We start from the raw sequence: 23,502 nt of genomic DNA, 5'->3' as shown, positions 1-23,502 counted from the left end.
CCCACCCCACTGCCTGGCTACACCAGCCCGGTTAGCCGCGGCCAAAAGCGTAGCTTGGAGCGTGGTGTTGCTACGCGTAGCAAAAAGAACCCTGGCAAGCGCGCGCGCCAAGGCTAAGCCGTTTTTGCACGCCACAACGCCGCGTAGGCGGGCCCTACCGGGCTGCCTACGCGGCGTTGTTGTTTACGCAGACAAAACACCATGTCCAAACACAAATCCGGGCCCAGTGATTGGGTCACCAAGATGCTGGCGGTGATCCGCACCGGCAACGCCCAGGCCGCCATTGCCCAGATCAAGGCCGCCCCCAGCGCCAAGGACGTCGCCCAACTGCGCGCCTTGCTGCAGTTGCCCAGCGCCCCGGCGCGGCATCCCAATGTGGACACCGCCATCAACGAGCAGGTGGTGGCCCTGGCCAGCCCGCGCCTGCACCGGGCACCATGAGCGACGCTCGCATCAAGGGCTTCCACGCCCATGTGTACTTTGATGCGGCCACGCAGGAGCAGGGCCGTACGCTATGCCTGGAGGCCGCCAGCCGCTTCAAGTTGGCCATGGGCCGGGTCCACCCGGGCCCGGTCGGCCCGCACCCGGACGGCAGCTGCCAGTTGGCCTTTGCGCCCTCGGTATTTGCCGAGCTGGTGCCCTGGCTGGCAATGCACCGGCGCGGTTTGGTGGTGTTCATCCGCCCCATCACCGGCAACGATTTGATCGACCACAGTGATTTTGCGATATGGATGGGGGCGGTACGGCCGCTGAACTTGTCGGTGCTGTCCGGATCGGACACGGTCTACGACATTCCCGAAGATTGACGATGTGCATTCCCCTGTGTTGTCTGCTGGTGGCCATGTGCTTGGCCGGTTGTGCCAGCCCCATGAAGCCGATTGCCCAGCAAGAAGAATTCGATTCTTCGGGCAAGTATTCGCGCATGTTCGATGCCACGCCTGCCGACACCTGCGAAGCCGCTCGGCGGGCCCTGCTTAGCCAGGGTTACGTGATTTCCAACGCGGCCAAAGAGCTGGTGCAGGGGCAAAAGAACTTCCAGCCCGAAAACGAAATCCATGTGCAAATGGACATCCGCGTGGTTTGCGCGTCCGAGAGCAAGGACGGCAAGCTCAGCCTGGGCTTTGTGACGGCGCTGCAAGACCGCTACGCCTTGAAGAAGAGCAACACCTCGGCCAGCCTGGGCGTGGGTGTGCTGGGTTCGGTGTCGGTGCCGGTTAGCTCTAGCAACGACGCGATGGTCAAGGTGGGCAGCGAAACCGTCTCCAGCGAGCGGTTTTACGACCGCTTCTTTGCGCTGGTCCAGCACTACCTGGCGCAAGACATGGAAGAGCCGGACGGTGAAGCGCTGGCACCTCCAGTGCCCGACAAGCCGAAAGCGCCGCTAGCGCCGTAAGCGCTGGGCCAGGGCCGTCACCTCGGGGTTGCCTACAGCGCCCGGTGCCTCCAGTTGCGCCTGCACCAGCCGCTGCAAGGTCTCCATTTGCGGCGTGATGCTGCCAAAGAAGCGCACCGAGCCGTCCACCACCACCAGCACCGTCGGGAAGTTGTCCACCTCGATGGGATCCACCACGTCGGCCTGGTCTTCAATATCCACCCAGACAAACTCCGCCCCGGGAAACGCGCGCGCCACCTGTTCAAACCGTTCCTGGTAGTCGCGGCAACTCCCACACCAGTCGGCGCACAGGCAGGCCACCCAGAGTGCGGGGGTAGGAGGCGATAGATTTGCTACTTTTTTCATAGCTACTTACGTAATTGGAATATGCGGTAGAGGCCGATTTTATGCATAAAAAAGCCCCCGTCTGCGTTGGCAAGCGGGGGCCTTGGAGCGGGGTTGCTTACAGCGTATCGATAAAGCTGCGCAATTTGTCGCTGCGGCTGGGGTGCTTGAGCTTGCGCAGCGCCTTGGCTTCTATTTGGCGGATGCGCTCGCGGGTCACGTCGAACTGTTTGCCCACTTCTTCCAGCGTGTGGTCGGTGCTCATTTCGATACCGAAGCGCATGCGCAGCACTTTAGCTTCGCGCGGGGTCAGGCTGTCCAGGATGTCCTTGACGACATCGCGCAGGCCGGCCTGCATGGCGGCTTCGATAGGTGCGGTGTTGGCACCGTCTTCGATGAAATCGCCCAGGTGGCTGTCGTCGTCGTCGCCGATCGGGGTTTCCATCGAAATGGGCTCCTTGGCGATCTTCATGATCTTGCGGATCTTGTCTTCCGGGATCTCCATCTTTTCGGCCAGGATGGACGCATCGGGCTCAAAACCAAACTCTTGCAAGTGCTGGCGGCTGATGCGGTTCATCTTGTTGATGGTTTCGATCATGTGCACCGGAATGCGGATGGTGCGCGCCTGGTCGGCAATCGACCGGGTGATCGCCTGGCGAATCCACCACGTGGCATAGGTCGAGAATTTATAGCCTCGGCGGTATTCGAACTTGTCTACCGCCTTCATCAGACCGATGTTGCCTTCCTGGATCAAATCCAGGAACTGCAGGCCACGGTTGGTGTACTTTTTGGCGATGGAGATCACCAGGCGCAAATTGGCCTCGATCATTTCCTTCTTGGCATTGCGCGACGAGGCTTCGCCTTCGTTCATGCGCTTGTTGATGCCTTTGAGCTCGTCCAGTGGTACCACCACCCGCGACTGCAGATCGGTCAGCTTTTGCTGCAGATCTTGCACCGGCGGAATGTTGCGACCCATGATGGAGCTCCAGGGCTTGCCCGCAGCGGTTTGCTTTTCAATCCATTTCAGGTCTAGCAGGTGCGACGGTACTTTGTTGCCCATCTTGTCGCGGCCACTAAAGTCGGCAATGAAGTTTTCTTGTGGGTAGCCGCATTTGTCCACAATGATGCGGCGCAGTTCGCGCTCTTTTTTGCGTACGTCGTCCACCTGGCTGCGCAGCAAATCGCACAACTTTTCAATGGTCTTGGCGGTAAAGCGGATGGTCATCAGCTCTTCGCTCAAAGCTACCTGGGCCTTGACGTAGTGCGGCGTGCCGTAGCCTTCCTTGTCGTAGATCTTGTGCACCTTCTCGAACAGGTCGCGCAGGGTGTCGAAGCGGGTCAGGGCTTCTTTTTTCAACTCTTCAAGCTTCTTGGTCAGGGCCTTGGAGCCGCCCTTGCCATCGTCGTCATCGGCGGCATCGAACTCGTCGAAATCTTCTTCGGCTACGTAGTCGTCGGCTTCGTTGGGGTTGGAGAAGCCGTCGACGATGGTGGAGATCACCACCTTGCCGTCACGGATCAGCTCGCCCATGTTGAACACTTCGGCCAGCGTGGCAGGGCTGGCGCTGATGGCTTCCATCATGCGCATCAGGCCGCCTTCGATGCGCTTGGCGATTTCAATTTCGCCTTCTCGGGTCAGCAGCTCGACCGTGCCCATTTCACGCATGTACATGCGCACCGGGTCGGTGGTACGGCCAAACTCGCTGTCCACGGTGGAGAGCGCAGCTTCGGCTTCTTCTTCGGCTTCTTCTTCGGTCGCTGCCGTGGGGGCGGTGTTGTTCAGCAGCAGGGTTTCGGCATCGGGCGTTTGCTCGTACACCGCCACGCCCATGTCGTTGAGCATGTTGACCACGACTTCCAGCGTTTCCGCATCGACCAGCTTGTCGGGCAGGTGGTCGGAGATTTCGCCGTGCGTCAGGTAGCCGCGGGTCTTGCCCAGCTTGATCAGGGCCTTCAGGCGCTGGCGGCGCTTGGCTAGGTCTTCTTCGGACAGCACCGTTTCGTCCAGGCCGAACTCCTTCATCAGCGCGCGCTCTTTGGCCTTGCTGATCTTCATGCGCAGCGGCTTGATCTTCTCGCCAGTGGGGCTGAGCTGGACCGGCACTTCCTCGACCGGATCTTCCTCGATCTCGATCAGGTCATCGAGGTTGATCTCGGTGGAGATCGAACCCTTGGGCTTGGGGCCGCGTTTGGCACCAGCGGGCTTGACCTTGGCGGGTGCGGCAGCAGCGGCCGCTTTAGCAGGCGCGGCGGCTTTGGTGGCGGGCTTGGCAGCAGGCAGCGTCACGACCTTGGAGGGACGGCCGGGCTTTTTCTTCGCGGCATCATCGGCGGCGGTGGTAACTTCGGGGGCGGCGGGGGACTTCGATGCGGACACGGGTTTGACTTTCAAAGCGGGCTTGACCACGGCCTCGGTCGCTGCTGGAGCAGCTACTTTGGCGCTGGTTTTGGCAGCCGTTGTGGCGGGTACTGCAGGTGTAGCGGGCTTATTGGACTTTGGAGCAGGCATGGGCAAAGAACCTCAGGACAACAAAAAAACGAAATAAACCCGGAAGCCACAGGCCACCGGCGCGGACGCGTAGGGATAGAAAAGATTTCTCGTTGGCAAGATGGGAGGGCGATCATTTACAGAGATTTTTTTGAAATCCCTGCAGGCAGTCCTTGCGGTGGGGTGGCCGGTGCGCGCTGTGGCGGCTATTGGCCGTATCCGGAGGTGTTGCTGTCGCTCTTGCCGAGCAGTTAGCCTTAGATTATAGCCTGCGGCCCGAAATTCAAGTCTTTTCTCAAACCTTTTAACCGATTTTGATAGCGGTAAGTTCCAAGCGGCGGCGGTTCAGGGCGCGGTAGCGTTCCAGGGCAGTTGGGTCCGATTTGGCGGCTTCCAAGGCCTCGGTTTCCTGCTGCTTGAGCAGATCGATCAGCATCAGGTTGAGCAGGCCGCGCAGCTCTTGCAGGGCTTCGCGGTCAATCACGGTTTCGGTGGCCTCGGCAGCCTCGGGGGCATTGCTGGGCACTGGCCCCGACATCAGTCGCAGCGCTAGGTCTTCAAATGGCTGGCCGCGTACGCCGGGGCGCAGCAGCTCCCAGGTTTGCGGGCCGTGCTCGTGCTGCTGGGCTTCCAGCCAGACAAACAGCGCTGCGTGCGGCTCGGGCAGGGCGCACAACAGGGCGTGGTCTTCGTGGGTCAGGCTGTCCCAGCCGGTGGCGTTGGACAGCAGCAGGCGGGCCGCGTGGTCGGCGCGGCTGGCGGGTTTGCGGCGCCCTGCGCTGTCGGAACCGATAGGGGGCGGTTTGGGCTCGTAGCGCTTGCCGGGTGTATACGGGGTGCTATATTTTTTGCCGCCTTTGGCCTCTGGGCGGCTGCCGATGGCTTTGCCGCTCCACACGTCGGTGAGTTCGCTGCTGCTGAGCTGCACCAGATCGGCGATTTCGCCCAGCAACTGGCGTTTGAGCGCGCCTTCGGGCAACTGGCTCCACAGCGGTTTGGCGTTGCTGGCCAGCAGGGAGCGGCCTTCGGCAGTGTGCAGTTCGCAGCCTTCGCGGATAGATTCGATCAAAAAGCGGCTCAGCGGCGTGGCTTCGGAGATGTAGCGCGCAAACGCGTCGCGGCCATAGGCGCGGATGAAGCTGTCGGGGTCGTGCTCGGCGGGCAGAAACAGAAACTTGCAACTGCGCACGTCGGTGGCCAGCGGCAGTGCGCCGTCCAGCGCCTTGCGGGCAGCGCGGCGGCCCGCGGCATCGCCGTCGAAGCTGAACACCACCGCATCGGTGAAGCGAAACAGCTTGTGCAGATGGTCGGCCGTGCAGGCGGTGCCCAGGGTGGCCACGGCGTTGGGAAAGCCCAGTTGGGCCAGGGCGACCACGTCCATGTAGCCTTCGGTGACCAGGGCGTAACCGGCATCGCGCAGGGCATTGCGGGCCTCGAACAGGCCGTAGAGCTCGCGGCCCTTGCTGAAGACCGGGGTTTCGGGAGAGTTGAGGTATTTGGGTTTGTCGTCGCCCAGCACCCGGCCGCCAAAGCCAATGCATTCGCCCTTGACGTTGCGGATCGGGAACATCACCCGGTCGCGGAAGCGGTCGTAGCGCTTTTCGGGGTCTTCTTCGCTGGTGATGACCAGGCCGCTCTCGGCTAGCAGCGGATCGTCGTAGCGCGGAAACACCCCGGCCAAGCTGCGCCAGCCCTCGGGCGCATAACCCAGGTCGAACTGCTTGGCGATCTCACCCGACAGGCCGCGGCCCTTGAAGTAATCGATGGCGCGGGGCGAGTCGCGCAGGTGTTTCTTGTAGGCGGTGCAGGCTTGCTCCAGCACGTCGGTCAGCGTGGCCTGCTTCTGCTTTTGCTCGGCGGCGCGGGCGCGGTCCTGGGGCGAGGCATCGTCTTCGGGCACCTGCATGCCGAACTGTTGGGCCAGGTCTTGCACAGCCTCGATGAAGGTCATGCCCGCGTGGTCCATCAAAAAGCGCAGCGCGTCACCGCTCTTGCCGCAGCCAAAGCAGTGGTAGAACTGCTTGGTCGGGCTGACCGAGAAGGAGGGCGACTTCTCCGAGTGGAATGGGCACAGGCCCATGAAATTGGCCCCGCCTTTTTTGAGCTGCACATAGCGGCCCACGATCTCGACCACGTCGGCGCGTGCGATGAGTTCCTGGATGAAGGTATGGGGAATGGTCACGCCGCTATTGTCCCAGCATCGGCGTGGAGCCTGAATTTTAAGGAAAATAGGCCTCTAGCGTATATTCCTTCTGCACTAGTAGCTATTAAATTTGTAGCAATCAGCTTTTGTTTTTGGCTTGCGCGTAGCGGGCTGCTGCAATCACGCTGAGGATGGCGGTGGTGACCATGTCGGGTTGGTCGTGGTGGATGTTGTGGCCGCTGTCGCCCACTATCTTCATGCGGCCCAGGCGCGACATTTTGGCCATGTTGCGCTGGCTGGCATCCCACACTTTGCCAATGCGCTCGGGCCAGCGGCTGGTGGTGCGGTCTTGGCTGAGCACGATTAGCGGCACAGGGGGGAATTCTCCGGCCCGTCGGACCTGGCGGGCGGTGAGTGCCGCAGAGGCCATCTCCGCCCTTGTTGCACTGGAGGCCATGGCAAACAACAACGCGGGCGGCTCATACCACATGCGGTGTACGCCGAGTTGCTTGCAGCGCTTGGAAAACTCTGCGTGGCGCGCGTCCACCAGCACCACCCCGGCGACCTCAAGGGGGTAGGTTTTGGCAAACAGCTTGACAATGGTGCCGCCCAGTGAATGGCCCACCAGCACGTAGGGTGGTTTGATTTCTTCGGTTTGCAGCAAGGCGCGCAGTTCGCGCAGGATCTGCAAGCCGTCGCGGGGCTGCTTGGAGAGCTCGCTCTGGCCATAGCCCGCCCGGTCGTAAGCGACGGTATGGCTGATGGCGCTGATTTCGTTGAAGATGCGGCCCCAGGCATTTTTGCCATGGCCCAAACCTGCTTCAAACAACACGGTCGGCCCGCCCGTGCCTGCACTGACGAAGGCCCGCGCTCCCATCGGCGTGTAGCTCATGGTGTGCGGCGGCATGGTTTCGTCGCGCGCGCCAGGGCCCATGCGGGCGCGCAAAGCGTCTACTGACAACAGGGGCAGGGGTTCTGCCGGTGGAGGCGGTGGTGCTTTGGGAAGGGGGGCCACCGTGGTGCGACTTGACGGCTTCAGGTACGCAGGCACCGCGTCTTGTGGCATGCGCAAGACCGTGGTGCGCCGTCGGATGGGTTGGGATGGCACGGCTTCAGGTGGCTTCTGGTGGTCTGGCAAGGACGTAGTGGATGCTCTCACCATGTCAAAAACAAGACAAAAGGTTTGCGCTGGCCCACAGAGAAGGTAGAGCCAAGGCGCACAAGAACGACATATTCATTCTTGGATTATCAAACACCTAGCGCATCGCTTGGTGTCAGGCTGTAATAGCCGCTAAAAGTTCGGTGCTGTGCTGCGTAGCTTTCAGGCGCTGCGCGCCCGTCCACCCTTCTCAGCCCACGTTCTTGTCCAGCGCACTTGCATGATGCGCAGCATGAACAGCATCACCACCGCCAGACCGGCGAACAAAATGAAACCCCACATGTAGCTGCCCGCGTATTGCTTGGACAGGCCCATGGCGTTGGGCACCAAGCCGCCGCCGAGGGCACCGATTTCACCAATCATCGAACCGGCCACGGCGGTAGCTAAAGGCCAGCGCAAAGGAACCAGCTGGAACAACGCGCCATTGCCTGCGCCCAGGGCGGCAAAGCACAGAATCATCAGTAGCGTTGTCAGCACCAGCGAACCGCTGGCCAGGCCGCAGGCCACCAGTGTCACGGCCACGGTCATCAGCACGATGTTCAGGGTGTTGACACCGCCCCAGCGGTCGGAAATCCAACCGCCAAACACCCGCAGTGCCGCGCCCATGAAAGCCGCCAGCATGGTCAGCTGCCCGGCCTGCACCTTGCTCACACCAAACTGGTCGTAGTAATAGGTGGGCAGGAAAGTGATCAAGCCGATGAAGCCGCCAAAGGTCACGGCGTAGATCAGGCTGAAGGCCCAGCCGTCTTTTTCAAACAAGCAGGCAATGTGTTCCTTGAAGCTGGCGTGGGGGTCCAAATCGGGCGGCTCCTGGGCAAACACCACCATCACCCCCATCGGGATGGCAATCGCCGCCGCCGCAAAGCCGTATACCGTGACCCAGCCAAACGCCTGGGCCAGGGGCGGTGCCACCAGCACGCAGACCGCGGTGCCGACATTGCCCGCGCCCACCAGGCCCATGGCCAGGCCCTTGTGCTTGGGCGGGAACGAGCCCGAGCCCAGCGACAAGGCCACACCAAAGCTGGCCCCGGCAATGCCCAGCAGCACGCCCATGGCCAGCAGGTCGTTGAAGCTTTTCACAAAGAAAAACCCAAACAGCATGGCCACCATGATCATGCCCATCTCGACCAGCGTGGCTTTCTTGCGGCCAATGTATTGCGACAGCAGGCCTAGCGGAAAGCGCATCAGCGCCCCGGCCATGATGGGGATGGACAGCATCAGGCCCTTTTGCGCCGGGCTGAGGCTGAAGGTCTCGGAGATGAACGGCGCCATGGCCCCGTTGAGCACCCAGATGCAGCAGGAAAACGCGAAATACAAAAACGAAGCGAAGAGCGTGGGGGAGTGCCCGCTCTTGAGGAAACTGCGGAATCCCGCCATGGTGCATGTCCTTGATGTTATGTGGATACATGCACCAAAGCGAAACCCGTGCCAGCCAAAAATCGCCGTAAATCCGCCCGTTTGCGGCGCGCACCCCGCGCAAGCGCTGGATTTTGGTGCGGTACACCGTCTTCGTGCGCCATTTTGGTGGACAAAGACAGTGCGCCGGTCCGGACTACAGGCTAGGCGGCAACGGCCTCGGCGATTGGCTGCCCTAGGCTGCGCAGCACATCGCGCACCATTTGCGCACGGTCTTTAGGCTCCGGCAGTTCGCGCTCAATCCGCAGCTTCTCGTTGCCCGCCAGCTTGATATGCCGGTTCTTCTGAATCAGCTCGATGATGCGCATCGGCTCGATGGGTGGGTTGACCTTGAAGGTAATGTTGATCACGCCCGGCGCGGCATCTACCTTGACCACGCCGTAGGGGCGCGCCAGCACCCGCAGGCGGTGGCCGTCGATGAGGGTTTGGGCCTGGGTGGGCAGCTTGCCGAAGCGGTCCACGATTTCTTCCAGCAGCGCGTCGATCTGGTCGGTGGTTTTGGCGGTGGCCAGTTTCTTATAGAAGCTGAGGCGCAGGTGTACATCGCCACAGTAGTCGTTGGGCAGCAGGGCTGGGGCGTGTAGGTTGATCTCGGTGGTGACGTTCATCGGGTTCATCAGATCCGGCTCGATGCCCGCTTTCAGGCAGCGCACGGCTTCGTTCAGCATCTCGTTGTAGAGCTGGAAACCCACCTCCAGCATATTGCCGCTCTGGTTTTCGCCCAGCACCTCGCCCGCGCCGCGGATTTCCAGATCGTGCATGGCCAGGTAGAAGCCGGATCCGAGCTCTTCCATTTTCTGGATTGCGTCCAGGCGTTGGCTGGCCTGCTTGGTGAGTCCTTCCAGGTCGGGCACCATCAAATAGGCGTAGGCTTGGTGGTGGCTGCGGCCCACGCGGCCGCGCAGTTGGTGCAACTGGGCTAGGCCGAACTTGTCGGCACGGCTCATCACGATGGTGTTGGCGCTGGGCACGTCGATGCCGGTTTCAATGATGGTGGAGCACAGCAGCACGTTGAAGCGCTGGGCCACAAAGTCGCGCATCACCGATTCGAGTTGGCGCTCGGGCATCTGGCCGTGGGCCACGGCAATACGGGCTTCGGGCAGCAGTTCTTCCAGCTTTTGGCGGCGGTTTTCGATGGTTTCGACTTCGTTGTGCAAAAAGTACACCTGGCCGCCACGCTTCAGCTCGCGCAGCACGGCTTCGCGGATCACGCCATTACCCTCGGTGCGCACAAAGGTCTTGATGGCCAGGCGGCGCTGCGGCGCGGTGGCGATCACGCTCAGGTCGCGCAGGCCTTCCAGCGCCATCCCCAAGGTGCGGGGAATCGGTGTGGCGGTGAGGGTCAGCACATCGACCTCGGCGCGCAGTGATTTCATCTGCTCCTTGTGGCGCACGCCAAAGCGATGCTCCTCGTCGATGATCAGCAGGCCCAGATTCGCGAACTTGGTCGATTCGCTGAGTAGCTTGTGCGTGCCCACCACAATGTCCACGCCGCCTTCGGCTATTCCTTTCAGAGCGGCGGTGATTTCCTTGCCCGAGCGGAAGCGCGACACCTCGGCCACCTTGACCGGCCACTTGGCGAAGCGGTCCACCAGGGTCTGGTAGTGCTGCTCGGCCAGCAAGGTGGTGGGGGCCAGCAGGGCCACCTGTTTGCCGCCGGTGATGGCGATGAAGGCGGCGCGCAGGGCCACCTCGGTCTTGCCAAAGCCCACATCGCCGCAGACCAGGCGGTCCATGGGGCGCGGGCTGATCATGTCCTGGATCACCGCGTGGATGGCGGCCGCCTGGTCGGGGGTTTCCTCAAAGCCGAAGTCGTTGGCAAACACCTCGTAGTCGTTAGGCGAGTAGCGGAAGGCGTGGCCTTCGCGGGCGGCCCGGCGGGCGTAGATGTTGAGCAGCTCGGCGGCCGAGTCGCGCACCTGCTCGGCGGCGCGGCGCTTGGCTTTTTCCCACTGGCCCGAGCCCAGACGGTGCAAGGGCGCTTCGTCGGCGCTCACGCCGGTGTAGCGGCTGATGTGCTGTAGCTGGCTGACCGGCACGTACAGCGTGGCCTTGTCGGCGTACTCCAGAAATAAAAATTCCTGCAATACCGGTGTGCCGTCGGCATTTTTGCCCTGGCCCAGGTCCAGGTGCACCAGGCCTTTGTAGCGGCCAATGCCGTGGGCCGAGTGCACGACAGGGTCGCCCAGTGTCAACTCGCTCAAATCTTTGATCAGAGCTTCGACATCGCTGACCTGCTCCTGCTTCTTGCGGCGGCGGGTGGTGGGCCCGGCGGCAAACAGCTCGGTCTCGGTGACGAAGTCGATGCCTTCGGCCATCCAGCTGAAACCGCTGTTGAGTGCGGCGGTGGCGATGCCGACTTTCTCGGTACTGGTCTGGAAGTCTTCCAGCGAGTCGAACGCAGGCGGGCTGACCTGGCTGGCGCGCAGCAGGTCCAGCAGGCTCTCGCGGCGGCCATCGCTTTCGGCCAGCAGCAGCACCCGGTGGGGCGTGCGCTGGATGTGCATCTTCAGCTGGGTCAGCGGGTCTTCGGCACCGCGCGCCACCGACAGCAGGGGCAGGGCCTCAAACCCGGTGTCGCTGGTCACATCCACATTACGCAGGGCAAGTTGCGCGTGCTGGTTGGTCAGGGCGTAGAACTGCTCGGTGCCTAGAAACAGCGATTCGGGCGGCAGGGCCGGGCGGTCCAGGTCGCCCTGCACCAGGCGGTAGCGCTCCTTGGTGTCTTGCCAGAAGCGCTGCAGCGAGGGCTCGAGGTCGCCATGCAGCACCACGGTGGCGTCTGTACCGATGTAGTCAAACACGGTGGCCGTGTCTTCAAAGAACAGCGGCAGGTAGTACTCGATACCGGCGGTGGCCACGCCGTTGCCCATGTCTTTGTAGATGCGGCTCTTGGTCGGGTCGCCTTCCAATAATTCACGCCAGCGGCTGCGGAACTTGGCGCGGGCCTCGTCGTCCATGGGAAATTCGCGCCCAGGCAGCAGGCGCACTTCGGGCACCGGGTACAGGCTGCGCTGGGTGTCGGGGTCGAAGGTGCGGATGCTGTCGATCTCGTCATCGAACAAATCTACCCGGTAAGGCACGGCGCTGCCCATGGGGAACAGGTCGATCAGGCCGCCGCGTACGGCATATTCACCAGGGCTGACCACCTGGGTCACGTGGCTGTAGCCCGCCAGGGTCAACTGGGCCTTGAGCTTGGCCTCGTTGAGTTTTTGCTTGGTCTTGAACTGGAAGGTGTAGCCCGCCATGAAGCTGGGCGGGGCCAGGCGGTACAGCGCGGTGGTGGCTGGCACGATCACCACGTCAGCCCCGGTGGTCTTGTCGCGTTGGGAAATGCGCCATAGGGTGGCCAGGCGCTCGCTGATCAGGTCCTGGTGCGGCGAAAACGTGTCGTAGGGCAGGGTCTCCCAGTCGGGAAACAGGGCGCAGCGCAGGCTGGGCGCAAAAAATACCATTTCGTCCATCAGCCGCTGTGCGTCGCTGGCATCCGAGGTGACGATCGCTGTCAGCGAACCCTTGGCCTTTTCCCGCAGGGCCAGCTGGGCCAGCAGCACCGCATCGGCCGAACCTTGGGGGCGGGGTAGGGTGAAGCGTTTGCCGGGGGTGAGTTTGGGGAGGTCCATGGGCGGTGGTTGCGGTTGGGCTGATTCAGGAATGCAAAAACACCCCCCGGCACGAGGGCGGGGGGTGTGGATGAGCGTGATTTTAGAATGCAGGCAATGTCTATCGAACCCAAGCCCCCGATACCCCGCTTTTTCGCCCTGATTCCCTGCGCCGGTGTGGGCAGCCGCGCCATCGCCGCGGGCAGCCCGGATCTGCCCAAGCAATACCAAACCGTGGCAGGGCAGGCTATGGTGATGCACACCCTGGCCGCCTTCGCCAGCGTGCCGCGCATAGCCGATGTGCTGGTGGTAGTAGCGGTGGGCGATGATTTTTTTGAGCACCAAAGCGCGCCCTGCGTGGTGTCTGACTGCGGCGGCACCAGCCGGGCCGCATCGGTGGCCAACGGGCTGCACGATTTGTTCGAGCAAGGCGCGCTGGCCGACGACTGGGTGCTGGTGCACGATGCCGCCCGCTGCCTGATCACTCCGGCGCAGATCAACACGCTGATCGATGCCTGCCAGTTTGATGCCGTTGGTGGCCTGCTGGCCCACAAACTGCCCGACACGCTGAAAGCCGAGGTCCAAGGCCGGGTGGCCGCCACCGTGCCGCGGGCCGACAAATGGCTGGCGCAAACCCCGCAGATGTTCCGCATTGGCATGCTGTCCAGGGCGCTGGAATCGGCCGGGGCCGAGGTGACTGACGAGTCCAGCGCCATCGAAGCTCTAGGTTTGCAACCTAAATTAGTGCTGGGCAGTGCCCAGAATTTCAAAGTAACTTATCCCGAAGATTTCGCACTGGCCGAGGCCGTATTGCAGAGCCGCTATTTAAAGAGGACAGATTGATGCCGTTTCGTATTGGAGAAGGTTGGGATGTACACGTCCTGGTGGCGGGCCGCAAGCTGATTTTGGGCGGCGTGGAGATTCCCCACAGCATGGGCCTGCTCGGCCATTCGGATGCCGACGCGCTGTTGCACGCCATCACCGATGCCCTGCTGGGCGCGGCCGCGCTGGGTGATATCGGCACGCATTTCTCTGACACCGACCCGCAGTTCAAAGGTGCGGATTCCATGGTGCTGTTGGTGGAGGCGCTGCGCCGGGTGGCGGCCCAGGGCTACCAGATCGGCAACATCGACAGCACCATCATCGCCCAGGCCCCCAAAATGATGCCGCACATCCCGGCCATGCGCGCGCGCATCGCCAGCGGTTTGGGCTTGGTGTTGGAGCAGATCAACATCAAGGCCAAGACGGCGGAGAAGATGGGCCCGGTCGGCCTAGGCCAGAGCATCGAGGCGCGGGCGGTAGTTTTGCTATATAAAAAATAGCTGCTCGTGTAGGTGCAATAAGCACATGAGGCCTATTTCTTATAAATCAGGTTTTGGGGGCGCGCTGGAGCTTGATGTGCGCTGCCAGGCCGCCCGATGCGGTGTTGGTCAGCTCAAACTCGCCGCCCATGCGCTGGATGGCTTTGTCCACAATCGACAGGCCCAGGCCTGCGCCCGTGGCTTCGGTGCGGGCGGTATCGCCCCGGAAGAAGGGCTTGGACAGGCTGCTGAGCTGTTCGGGATTGACCCCTTGGCCGTGGTCGCGCACTTTCAGCAGCACCCAGTCGTCCCGGGCCTTGGCGGCGATATCCACCACGGCAATGCCAGTGTCGGGCGATTTGCCGTAGCGGCGGGCATTTTCCAGCAAGTTGGCGATGACGCGGCCGAGTTCTACCTCGTCGGCCAGCACCATCAGCGGCGCATCGACATTGAGTTGGATGCGCATGTCTTCGTACTCCAGCACGGCGTACAGGCTGGATTCCAGCACCTGGTTCAGCGACACGGGACTCAGCTTGGCGTGGCCGGGCCGGGCATAGTCCAGAAATTTGTCGATGATGGCATCGAGCTGTTCGATGTCGGCCACCATGTGGTCGCGGGCATCGTCGTCGGCCACGCTCATCTCGGTTTCCAGCCGCAGGCGGGCCAGCGGCGTGCGCAAGTCGTGCGAGATACCGGCCAGCATGACCACGCGGTCCTGTTCGATCTTGGCCAGCTTTTGCGCCATGCGGTTGAAGCCGATGTTGACCTCGCGCACCTCGCCGGTCACGCCGCGTTCGTCCAGGTGGCTGGCATCGAAGTCGCCCTCGCGCACCCGGCTGGTGGCAAATGACAGTTGTTTGAGCGGGCGGTTGATCAGGCGGGCAATCAGCGCCGCGCCTGTGAGCGACAGCCCGCCGATGGTCAACAGCCAGATCAGCCAGGTTTTGTTGCTGCCGGGGTTGAAGCGTTCGCGGTCCAGCTGCAGCCAGTTGGCATCGCCGTTGATGTCAAAACCCACCCACAGGCCGTTGATGCCGTTGACGCTGCGCGCCACCACGGTGGCCGGGCCGAGGATGCTTTTGAGTTCCTGGGCGACGCGTTCGCTCAGGGCATCGTTGTCGAAGGGCAGAAACTGGTCTTTGGGTTCGCGCGGCACGATGCGCACACCCTCGGTGTCGGCCATGGTTTTGATCAGCGAGACGCGGGCGATGGCATCCACATGCATCAGGGCGGCGCGGCTCAGGTTGACCTGGGAGGCGATTTGTTGCGCTGTCTGGACGGCGCGGGGCGTGAAGTCCAGAGCCCGCAGTGTCGCCAGCCAGGCCAGCATGCTGCCCATGAGCAGGGTTGCAAGCAAAAAGAAGGTGCGCCAGAACAGGCTGACCACCACCATCTGGCGGGACAGGTGCGATTTGCTTGGCAGCATCTCCAGCGGAGCTGGACTGGTGCCATCGGAAAGGTCTGCCGCGTCGTTCAGCTGATAGTCTGACAGGCGGCGAGAGGGGGATTTACTCAAAAGCGATCAACCCGCGCCGTCTGGTACAAACACATAACCCACTCCCCACACGGTCTGGATGAAGCGGGGGGCGGCGGCATCTACCTCCACCAGCTTGCGCAGGCGTGATACCTGCACGTCCAAGCTGCGGTCGAACGGTTCGAACTCGCGGCCGCGGGCCAGCAGGGCCAGTTTTTCGCGCGACAACGGCTGGCGCGGGTGGCGCACCAGGGCCTTGAGCATGGCAAATTCACCGGTGGTCAGCGGCAGTTCTTCGCCGTTGCGGTTCAGGGTGCGGGAGCCGAGGTCGAACGAGAACGGGCCAAAAGTGATGATTTCGTTGTCGATGGACGGCGCGCCGGGTGCCTCTTTGACTGGGCGGCGGCGCAGCACGGCATGGATGCGGGCCAGCAGTTCACGCGGGTTGAACGGTTTGCCCAGGTAGTCGTCGGCACCCACTTCCAGACCGACAATGCGGTCGATGTCCTCGCCCTTGGCGGTGAGCATGATGATGGGGGTGCGGTCGTTGGCGGCGCGCAGGCGGCGGCAAATGCTCAAGCCGTCTTCTCCGGGCATCATCAGGTCCAGCACGATCAGGTCGGCGGTGTCGCGCAACATGATGCGGCTGAGTGCTTTGCCGTCTTCGGCCAGCATGACTTCAAAGCCTTCTTGCATCAAATAGCGGCGCAACAGATCGCGGATGCGGGAGTCGTCATCGACCACCAAAATCTTGTCTGGGCGGTTGGCAGTCTGGTTCATAGTCTGTGTACCGGTAATATGTAACAGGGCGATTTTGCAGTGTGTAACTGCCAAAAACCGACGATTAGACCTTGCATTGACAGTATGTTACAAATTTTGCATACGGTCCAGTGTGCTTTGTGCGGTAGTTTTTTACGGTAAATACTGTTTTTATTAGAGGTCTAGGTCTGCGCAATCTGTGCCGCACCCGTTACCTGTGTTCATCCTTTAATTTTTTGAAAGTACCGCATGTCCATGGTTTTGAATTCCGTTACCAAATCGATAGCTGCTACTGCATTGCTGGTGTGCGCTGGAAGCGTTTTTTCTCAAGAAAGTGGTCCTGGCCAGGTGCCGCATAACGTGGTGCAGTTGTCGGCCAGCGGAGCCGTCGAGGTGCAGCAAGACCTGCTGACCATGGTGCTGAGCACCAGCCGCGACGGCACCGACGCGGGCGTGGTGCAAACCCAGCTCAAAGTCGCGCTGGAGGCGGCGTTGAACGAAGCCAAAAAAGCCGTGCAACCCGGCCAGCTGGATGCGCGTACGGGCAACTTCAGCCTGTTCCCGCGCTACGGCAAAGACAGCAAAATCGTGGGCTGGCAGGGCAGTACCGAGCTGGTGCTGGAGGGCCGCGACTTTGCCCGGATCGCCAGCACCGCAGGCAAAATCAGCACGCTGACCATGGGCAATGTCAGTTTTGGCCTAAGCCGCAGCCAGCGCACCCAGGTCGAAGGCCAGGCGCAGGCGATGGCGATTGAGCAGTTCAAGGCCAAGGCGGGCGAGATCGCCAAAGGCTTCGGCTTTGCCAGCTACAGCCTGCGCGAGGTCTCCGTCAACGCGTCCGATACGGGCGGCATGCCGCGCCCGCGCATGATGGCGATGGAGGCCAAGATGGCATCCAGCGACATGGCCGTACCGGTGGAAGCGGGCAAAAGCACCGTGCAGGTTATGGTGTCTGGTGCAGTGCAGCTGAAATGATTTACTTTCGCCCGCTGAGCATTGACCCGGAGGAGGTCGAAATGACCGCCATTCGGGCGCAGGGTGCCGGCGGACAAAACGTCAATAAGGTGTCCAGCGCAGTGCATCTGCGCTTTGACATTGGCGCGTCCAGCCTGCCGCCAGACGTGAAAGAGCGGCTGCTGATACTGCGTGACAGCCGCATCACGCAGCTCGGCGTGGTGGTGCTCAAAGCCCAGCAACACCGCAGCCAAGACCAAAACCGTGCCGACGCACTGCAGCGGCTGGAGGCGCTGGTCAACAGCGTCGCCCAGGCCCCGCTGGTACGCCGTGCCACCAAACCCACCTACGGCTCCAAGCAGCGGCGGCTAGAAGGTAAAAACCAGCGCGCCAGCACCAAGGCGCTGCGCGGCAAGGTCAACGAATAAATCCCGGTTCTTTGGCGGCTCGACATTACGTGAGGTGAGCCTTTCAACGAGGCCAATAAGCCTCACTTTGCCATGCACTTCTGCGATAGATGGCGAATTACACGCAGGTCTTCATAGATTTAATTGAAAATTAAATCGTACATAGATGTGTCGGTATAATTTGTTGCATACGAATTTCAATCGAATTCGCCTTGTTTCGTGATTCAATCGTGGCCAGAACGACCCATTGGTTGTGTAAAAAATAGACCACAAGGATTGGGTATGGACCGAATTTCCGCCATGCGCGTATTTAGCGAGGTGGTCACGCGTGGCAGCTTCACCGCCGCCGCCGAAACACTGGGCATGTCCCGGGCCATGGTGACACGCCACATCGCAGAGCTGGAGCGATGGTTAGGCACGCGTTTGCTGCAACGCTCTACCCGCCGCCTTTCGCTCACGGAAGCGGGCGAGGCCTGTGTCGCCCGCAGTCGCCAATTGTTAGAACTGGTAAACGATGTAGAGCAGGTGGTGGGCCAGCGCGATACCGAGCCGCACGGCCCGATCCGCGTGGTAGCCAGCGTGGCTTTGGGCCAGACCCATTTAGCACCGGCACTGGTTGCCTACCTGGCCCGCTATCCGCGGACCCGGGTGGATTTGCAGCTCGGCGACCATATACCCAATATGGTCGAAGACCGGGTTGACCTGGCCGTACGCATCACCAATGAGGTCGACCCCGGCCTGATTGCCCACAAGCTGTCGGTATGCCGGTCGGTGGTGTGCGCTGCGCCGGACTACCTGGCCCGCGTTGGTACGCCGCAAACCCTGGAGGACCTGGCCGAACACAATTGCCTGACCTACTCGCGGTTTGCCAAAAGCCAGTGGAATCTGGGCCGTGACGGGGTGGATACCGCCGTGCAAGTCAGCGGCAACCTCAGCGCCAACGAGGCATCGACCCTGCTGCAGGCGGTGCTGGCGGGCGGAGGCATGGCGATGTTGCCCACCTTCATGGTGACCCCCATGCCGCGCAGCGGCGCGCTGGTGGCCGTATTGCCCGACTGGCAACCGGCCGCGCTGGGGATCTATGGCATGTATGTATCGCACCGCCACCAACCGGCTACGCTGCGTACCTTGCTGGACTTTTTGGCTGCGCAATGGGGTCCAGAGCCAGCCTGGGATAATGCTATGTAAAATATAGCTGTATGTGTATATTTGATATACGCTAGAGGCTAATTTTATGTATAAAATCCGTGCGCATCCAGTGGCACGCGCTGTACACCTGTGGCCGACAGGCACAGCAGTTCACCACGCGGTGGATGGGCGGCGGCATCCCAGTCGCTGAGGACCCAGCGCTGCAAACTCTCTCCCAGGTCGTGCCGCGCCGGACGGTGTGTGTGGCCGTGGACCAGCACCGTGGCACGGGCCGCGTGCAGCCATTCGGTGGCTGCGACGGTGTCGACATCGGCGTACACCACGCCGCTGCGTTTGCGGCTTTCGCTCTGGCTGCGGATGCCACGGGCGATTTGCTGGCGCTCGGCCAGTGGCTTAGCTAAAAAATCTTGTTGCCACTGCGGGCTGCGCACCACAGCGCGGAACTGCAGGTAGTCCACATCGTCCAGGCACAGCGCGTCGCCATGGCTCAGCAGCCAGCGCCGCCCGGCAAACTGCAATACCGTGGGGTCGCCGAGCAGGGTGACACCGCAGGCATCCAGGCAGGCGCGGCCCACCAAGAAGTCGCGGTTGCCGTGCATGAAGAAAACCGGGCGTTGGCGGGCGGTGTCGCGCAGCACCTGCACGAAGGCGGCATCGAAACCGGCCGGGTCGGCATCCAGCGCGTCGTCGCCCACCCAAACCTCAAACAAATCGCCCAGAATGAATACAGCATCTGCCGTCGTGCTCGCCATGCTGTGCTGCCAGGCGGCAAAGGTAGTGGGTTCGCTGGCCTGCAAATGCAGGTCTGAAATGCAAGCGACCGTGCGCCAGTGGGTGGGAGCGATGAGCTCCGCCACCGGGGGCACGGTCGGGGTCACGCTGAAGTCCGTTTAGATGGCTACGGCTTTTTCGATGATCACGTCTTCCAAAGGCACATCGCCGTGGCCACCCTTGTTGCCAGTCTTGACGGCCTTGATGCCATCGACCACTTCGGCGCCCGAGACAACCTTGCCGAATACGGCATAGCCCCAGCCCGACGACGAGATGGCGGTGTGGTTCAGGAAGCCGTTATTGGCCACGTTGATAAAGAACTGGGCGGTGGCCGAGTGCGGATCATTCGTGCGGGCCATGGCGACGGTGTAGTTGTCGTTCTTCAAGCCGTTGTTGGCTTCGTTGTCGATCGGCTTGTCGCTGCCTTTTTGCTTCATGCCGGGCTCAAAACCGCCGCCTTGGACCATGAAGCCGGGGATGACACGGTGGAATACGGTGTTGTCGTAATGGCCCTTGGCCACGTAGGCCAGGAAGTTGGCGACCGACTTAGGGGCCTTTTCAGCGTCCAGTTCCAGGGTGATCACGCCGCGGTTGGCAATGTGGAGTTCGACTTTAGGGTTGCTCATGGCAAGGATTCCTTTTTTATTTAACGAGGGTGACGGATTGGATGCTGACCGGGGTCAGCGGGACGTTTTGGAACGGGCCTTTGTTGCCGGTGGGCACAACGCGGATTTTGTCCACCACGTCCATGCCGCTGACAACTTTGCCAAACACGGTGTAGCCATAGCCGTCAGGGGAGGGCGCGTTCAGGCTGGCGTTGTTTTGCACGTTGATGAAGAACTGCGCGGTGGCCGAATTCGGGTTGTTGGTACGCGCCATGGAGATGGTACCGCGGTCGTTTTTCAGGCCGTTGCTGGCTTCCAAAGGCACTGGGGGCCGGGTGGACTTTTCTTTCATGTCAGCGGTGAAGCCTCCGCCTTGCACCATGAAGCCGTCCATCACGCGGTGGAATACGGTGCCTTCATAGTGTTTGTCTTTGGCATACTGCAAGAAGTTTTCTACCGTTTTGGGCGCTTTGTCGGGGTAGACCTCGACCACAAAGTCGCCCAGCGAGGTGGCGAACTTGAGCTTTGGTGCATCGGCGGCAAAAGCGCCGTGGGATGCCCACAGGGCGCAGGCGAGCACCAGGGCGCGTTTGGAGAGAGAGAAGGTCATGGCAGAGAGCGCTAAAGAGGGATTAAAAAGGCAAAAAGGGCAGCTGTTGCGCTGCCCTGTCGATGCGCCGCGCAGGTTTACTTGGTCTTGGCGGGTGCTACCGGTGTTGCCGGTGCGGCAGGCGCCAGAACGGTCTTCAGCAAAGCTACTTTTTGTGAGGCCTGGGTGTTGGTAGCGTTGAGCTGCAACGATTTGCTGTACGACTGGCTGGCCATCTTGGCATACACATCGCCCAGGTTCTCGTAGGCGGTGGCGTAGGTGGGGTTGATGCGCACGGCCATTTCCAGCGTGGTGCGGGCCTTGTCATACTGGTTCTGGCTGGCATAGAGCACGGCCAGGTTGTTGTACGGCTCGGGTAACTCGGGGAATTCTTGGGTCAACGCGGTCAGCGTGGTAATGGCTTCGGCGGGCTGGCCTGCGGCCGACTGCACAGCCGACTTCAGGAAGCGCATTTGCGGGTCTTTGGGTTTGACAGTCAGGTACAGATCGGCTTTGGCCTGGGCTTCGGCCAACTTGCCTGTCTTCAGCAACTGGCTGACATCGCCATAGTCATCGGCGTGGACTGCCGCCGAGGCGACAAGCGCCGTAGCCGCAAGAAGGCGCAAAACAACAGACAAACGCGGCAAGGAATGTGACATAAAGCCTCTACAACAAGGTGCAAACAGGGTGGATCCCATGCCCAAACGCGGGGCGATATACTGCTCAGGATTGTAGCCGAGGGGTCTGATGCCGCTTATCGCACCCCGGTTTTGCATCCGGCTACCGCCCCCACCCACTGACACCACCCGTTGAGCCACTTGGCGTTCTGCGGCATTATTAGATTCCATGAGTTTGCGCATTTACAACACGCTGTCGCGTGCCACCGAAGAGTTTTCCCCCATCGAGCCCGGCCATGTGCGCATGTACGTGTGTGGCATGACGATCTACGATCTGTGCCACATCGGCCACGCCCGCATGATGATGGCGTTTGATGTGGTGCAGCGCTGGCTCAAGGTCAGTGGCCTGCGCGTCACCTATGTGCGCAACATCACCGACATCGACGACAAGATCATTGCCCGCGCCGTGCAGCGTGGCATCACCATCCGCGCCCTGACCAACGAGATGACTCTGGCCATGCACCAGGACATCGCCTTGCTGGGTATCCAGCCGCCCACGCTGGAGCCCCGCGCCACCGATTACGTGCCGCAGATGCTGAACCTGATCGGCATGCTGGAGCACAAAGGCCTGGCCTACCGCACACCGCAGGGTGATGTGAACTTTGCTGTGCGCAAATTCTCCGGCTATGGCCAGTTGTCGGGCAAATCGCTGGACGAGCTGCACGCCGGTGAGCGCGTGGCGGTGCTGGATGGCAAGGACGACCCACTGGACTTTGTGCTGTGGAAAGCCGCCAAACCCACCGAGCCCGCCGATGCCATCTGGCCCAGCGACTTCGGCCCGGGCCGCCCCGGCTGGCACATCGAGTGCTCGGCCATGTCCTGCCAGACTTTGGGCGAGAGCTTTGACATCCACGGCGGCGGTGCCGATCTGCAGTTTCCGCACCACGAGAACGAAATCGCCCAGAGCGAAGGCGCGTCCGGCAAGCCGCTGGCGCGCTTCTGGGTGCACAACGGCTTTGTGCGGGTAGACAACGAAAAGATGTCCAAAAGTCTGGGCAACTTCTTCACCATCCGCGACGTGCTGCAGAAATTTGACGCGGAAACCCTGCGCTTCTTCCTGGTACGCACCCATTACCGCAGCCCGCTGAACTACAGCGATGCGCATCTGATTGATGCCCGTACCGCCTTGAAGCGTCTGTACACCGCGCTGAGCCTGTTGGAGCCGCTCGTGCCCGCCGCCATCGACTGGACCCAGCCCTTTGCAGCCCGCTTTAAAGCCGCGATGGACGAAGACTTTGGTACGCCCGAAGCGCTGGCCGTGCTGTTTGACCTGGCTTCTGAAGTCAACCGTACCCAGTCGGCCGATTTGGCGGGGCTGTTGCAAGCCTTGGGCAACACGCTGGGTTTGCTGCAAGGCAGCGCCAAGGCGTTTTTGCAAGCCGGTGCCGGGCTCGACGATGCGGCCATCCTGGCCCTCATCGGCCAGCGCGCCGAGGCCAAAGCCACCCGCAACTTTGCCGAGGCCGACCGCATTCGCCAGCACCTGCTGGCCCATGGCATCGCCCTCAAGGACGCAGCCGGCGGCACGACCTGGGAAGCGGCATGATGGAAAATTTAAAGGTTTTAGGTCTCCAGCCCAGGTGGAACATGCGGTGGTAGCTCTTAAAAAAGTAGCAACTGAGCCTGTTGCCAATTCCGCAGTTTTTACCCCCGCCTACTGGACCGAAGCGCGCAAACACCTGGTCAAAAAAGACCGGGTGATGAAGCGGCTGATCCCGCAGTTTGGCGATGTGTGCCTGGAAACCCGCGGCGACGCGTTCACCACCCTGGCGCGCAGCGTGGTGGGCCAGCAGATTTCGGTGAAAGCCGCGCAAACCGTGTGGGGCAAGTTCGTCCAACTGCCCGAGCAGATGTCCCCGCAAAACGTGCTCAAGCTCAAGGTGGACGACATGCGCGCCGCGGGCCTGAGCGCCCGCAAGGTTGAATATCTGGTCGATCTGGCTCTGCATTTCGACGCCGGCAAGCTGCACGTGCAGGCCTGGGAAGAGATGGACGACGAGGCCATCATTGCCGAGCTGGTGGCCATTCGCGGCATTGGCCGCTGGACGGCTGAGATGTTCCTCATCTTCCACATGATGCGGCCCAATGTGCTGCCGCTGGACGATGTGGGCCTGATTAATGGCATTAGCCAAAACTACTTTTCCGGCGACCCGGTGAGCCGCAGCGAGGCCCGCGAAGTGGCCGCCGCCTGGGCACCGTTTTGCAGCGTGGCAACTTGGTATATTTGGCGGTCTTTGGCACCGGTGCCAGCTACCGATGTACCGAAATAATTAGGACACGACTTGGCCCAG

22 protein-coding genes are annotated in these 23,502 nt (G+C 61.6%); 10 read left to right on the top strand and 12 right to left on the bottom strand.

Annotated elements, in window-relative coordinates:
- The first annotated feature begins 201 nt into the window (after window positions 1-201).
- From Q0T48_RS08255 to Q0T48_RS08245, 3 genes are read left to right on the top strand one after another with little or no spacing between them, the layout of a single operon-like run.
- Window positions 202-441: a hypothetical protein gene (locus Q0T48_RS08255; RefSeq protein WP_295954950.1), complete on the top strand. Its 240-nt coding sequence runs from the start codon at window positions 202-204 to the stop codon at window positions 439-441.
- Window positions 438-806, top strand: coding sequence for a DOPA 4,5-dioxygenase family protein (locus tag Q0T48_RS08250; protein ID WP_295954948.1), 369 nt, complete (start codon window positions 438-440; stop codon window positions 804-806). The genes Q0T48_RS08255 and Q0T48_RS08250 overlap by 4 nt, the downstream gene beginning before the upstream one ends.
- Window positions 807-808: 2 nt before the next feature.
- Complete coding sequence (locus Q0T48_RS08245; protein ID WP_295954946.1) at window positions 809-1,393, top strand: DUF2242 domain-containing protein; 585 nt, start codon at window positions 809-811, stop codon at window positions 1,391-1,393.
- On the opposite strand, the gene Q0T48_RS08240 is transcribed toward Q0T48_RS08245, so the two are convergent.
- From Q0T48_RS08240 to mfd, 6 genes are all read right to left on the bottom strand, one after another.
- Window positions 1,382-1,738 carry a thioredoxin family protein gene (locus Q0T48_RS08240; protein WP_295954942.1) on the bottom strand — a complete coding sequence of 119 codons (357 nt, stop codon included), beginning with the start codon at window positions 1,736-1,738 and terminating at the stop codon, window positions 1,382-1,384. The genes Q0T48_RS08245 and Q0T48_RS08240 overlap by 12 nt on opposite strands.
- Before the next feature lie 97 nt (window positions 1,739-1,835).
- Window positions 1,836-4,226 carry an RNA polymerase sigma factor RpoD gene (gene rpoD, locus Q0T48_RS08235; RefSeq protein ID WP_295954939.1) on the bottom strand — a complete coding sequence of 797 codons (2,391 nt, stop codon included), beginning with the start codon at window positions 4,224-4,226 and terminating at the stop codon, window positions 1,836-1,838.
- A 283-nt stretch (window positions 4,227-4,509) separates the two neighbouring features.
- Entirely contained in the window at window positions 4,510-6,387 is a 1,878-nt protein-coding gene (gene dnaG / locus Q0T48_RS08230) for a DNA primase (protein ID WP_295954936.1), read from the bottom strand.
- 100 nt (window positions 6,388-6,487) lie between these two features.
- Complete coding sequence (locus Q0T48_RS08225; RefSeq protein WP_295954934.1) at window positions 6,488-7,456, bottom strand: alpha/beta hydrolase; 969 nt, start codon at window positions 7,454-7,456, stop codon at window positions 6,488-6,490.
- A 213-nt stretch (window positions 7,457-7,669) separates the two neighbouring features.
- Complete coding sequence (locus tag Q0T48_RS08220) at window positions 7,670-8,884, bottom strand: MFS transporter (protein ID WP_295954932.1); 1,215 nt, start codon at window positions 8,882-8,884, stop codon at window positions 7,670-7,672.
- A gap of 182 nt (window positions 8,885-9,066) precedes the next feature.
- Entirely contained in the window at window positions 9,067-12,546 is a 3,480-nt protein-coding gene (mfd, locus tag Q0T48_RS08215; RefSeq protein WP_295954929.1) for a transcription-repair coupling factor, read from the bottom strand.
- A gap of 96 nt (window positions 12,547-12,642) precedes the next feature.
- Between mfd and ispD the strand changes: the two genes are divergently transcribed.
- A complete protein-coding gene (gene ispD, locus Q0T48_RS08210) occupies window positions 12,643-13,368 on the top strand; it encodes a 2-C-methyl-D-erythritol 4-phosphate cytidylyltransferase (RefSeq protein ID WP_295954927.1) in 726 nt (241 codons plus the stop codon).
- On the top strand, window positions 13,368-13,847 hold the full coding sequence (gene ispF / locus Q0T48_RS08205; protein WP_295954924.1) for a 2-C-methyl-D-erythritol 2,4-cyclodiphosphate synthase: 480 nt from the start codon (window positions 13,368-13,370) through the stop codon (window positions 13,845-13,847). Before ispD ends, ispF begins: the two co-directional genes overlap by 1 nt.
- A gap of 46 nt (window positions 13,848-13,893) precedes the next feature.
- Here ispF and Q0T48_RS08200 read toward each other — a convergent pair whose 3' ends face one another.
- On the bottom strand, window positions 13,894-15,252 hold the full coding sequence (locus tag Q0T48_RS08200; protein ID WP_295955217.1) for an ATP-binding protein: 1,359 nt from the start codon (window positions 15,250-15,252) through the stop codon (window positions 13,894-13,896).
- A 96-nt stretch (window positions 15,253-15,348) separates the two neighbouring features.
- A complete protein-coding gene (gene ompR, locus Q0T48_RS08195; RefSeq protein ID WP_295954921.1) occupies window positions 15,349-16,080 on the bottom strand; it encodes a two-component system response regulator OmpR in 732 nt (243 codons plus the stop codon).
- Window positions 16,081-16,314: 234 nt separating this feature from the next.
- On the opposite strand from ompR, the gene Q0T48_RS08190 reads away from it, so the two are divergent.
- The 3 genes from Q0T48_RS08190 to Q0T48_RS08180 all read left to right on the top strand — a co-directional run bounded on the left by Q0T48_RS08190 (window position 16,315) and on the right by Q0T48_RS08180 (window position 18,608).
- Window positions 16,315-17,034 carry an SIMPL domain-containing protein gene (locus Q0T48_RS08190; RefSeq protein WP_295955215.1) on the top strand — a complete coding sequence of 240 codons (720 nt, stop codon included), beginning with the start codon at window positions 16,315-16,317 and terminating at the stop codon, window positions 17,032-17,034.
- Window positions 17,031-17,441 carry an alternative ribosome rescue aminoacyl-tRNA hydrolase ArfB gene (gene arfB / locus Q0T48_RS08185; protein ID WP_295954916.1) on the top strand — a complete coding sequence of 137 codons (411 nt, stop codon included), beginning with the start codon at window positions 17,031-17,033 and terminating at the stop codon, window positions 17,439-17,441. The genes Q0T48_RS08190 and arfB overlap by 4 nt, the downstream gene beginning before the upstream one ends.
- A 261-nt stretch (window positions 17,442-17,702) precedes the next feature.
- Complete coding sequence (locus tag Q0T48_RS08180; RefSeq protein WP_295954914.1) at window positions 17,703-18,608, top strand: LysR family transcriptional regulator; 906 nt, start codon at window positions 17,703-17,705, stop codon at window positions 18,606-18,608.
- 44 nt (window positions 18,609-18,652) lie between these two features.
- Here the strand turns inward: Q0T48_RS08180 and Q0T48_RS08175 are convergent, their stop codons facing one another.
- From Q0T48_RS08175 to Q0T48_RS08160, 4 genes are all read right to left on the bottom strand, one after another.
- On the bottom strand, window positions 18,653-19,447 hold the full coding sequence (locus Q0T48_RS08175; RefSeq protein WP_295954912.1) for a UDP-2,3-diacylglucosamine diphosphatase: 795 nt from the start codon (window positions 19,445-19,447) through the stop codon (window positions 18,653-18,655).
- Between the two features lie 12 nt (window positions 19,448-19,459).
- Window positions 19,460-19,966, bottom strand: coding sequence for a peptidylprolyl isomerase (locus Q0T48_RS08170; RefSeq protein ID WP_295954909.1), 507 nt, complete (start codon window positions 19,964-19,966; stop codon window positions 19,460-19,462).
- Between the two features lie 16 nt (window positions 19,967-19,982).
- The gene (locus tag Q0T48_RS08165; RefSeq protein ID WP_295954906.1) at window positions 19,983-20,555 is read right to left on the bottom strand and encodes a peptidylprolyl isomerase; all 573 of its coding nucleotides are present in this window, start codon (window positions 20,553-20,555) and stop codon (window positions 19,983-19,985) included.
- Window positions 20,556-20,632: 77 nt separating this feature from the next.
- A complete protein-coding gene (locus Q0T48_RS08160) occupies window positions 20,633-21,193 on the bottom strand; it encodes a tetratricopeptide repeat protein (RefSeq protein WP_295954903.1) in 561 nt (186 codons plus the stop codon).
- A gap of 187 nt (window positions 21,194-21,380) precedes the next feature.
- On the opposite strand from Q0T48_RS08160, the gene cysS reads away from it, so the two are divergent.
- Window positions 21,381-22,757 (top strand): cysteine--tRNA ligase, encoded by a 1,377-nt coding sequence (gene cysS / locus Q0T48_RS08155; protein WP_295954901.1) that lies wholly within the window; start codon window positions 21,381-21,383, stop codon window positions 22,755-22,757.
- Window positions 22,758-22,803: 46 nt separating this feature from the next.
- Window positions 22,804-23,481 carry a DNA-3-methyladenine glycosylase 2 family protein gene (locus Q0T48_RS08150; protein WP_295954899.1) on the top strand — a complete coding sequence of 226 codons (678 nt, stop codon included), beginning with the start codon at window positions 22,804-22,806 and terminating at the stop codon, window positions 23,479-23,481.
- The last annotated feature ends 21 nt before the right edge of the window (window positions 23,482-23,502 follow it).

Source organism: Rhodoferax sp. (assembly GCF_025354435.1).
Classification (GTDB): Bacteria; Pseudomonadota; Gammaproteobacteria; order Burkholderiales; family Burkholderiaceae_C; genus Rhodoferax_B.
The sequence above is the reverse complement of the archived record's forward strand: the minus strand, read 5'-3'. Positions and strand labels throughout refer to the sequence as shown.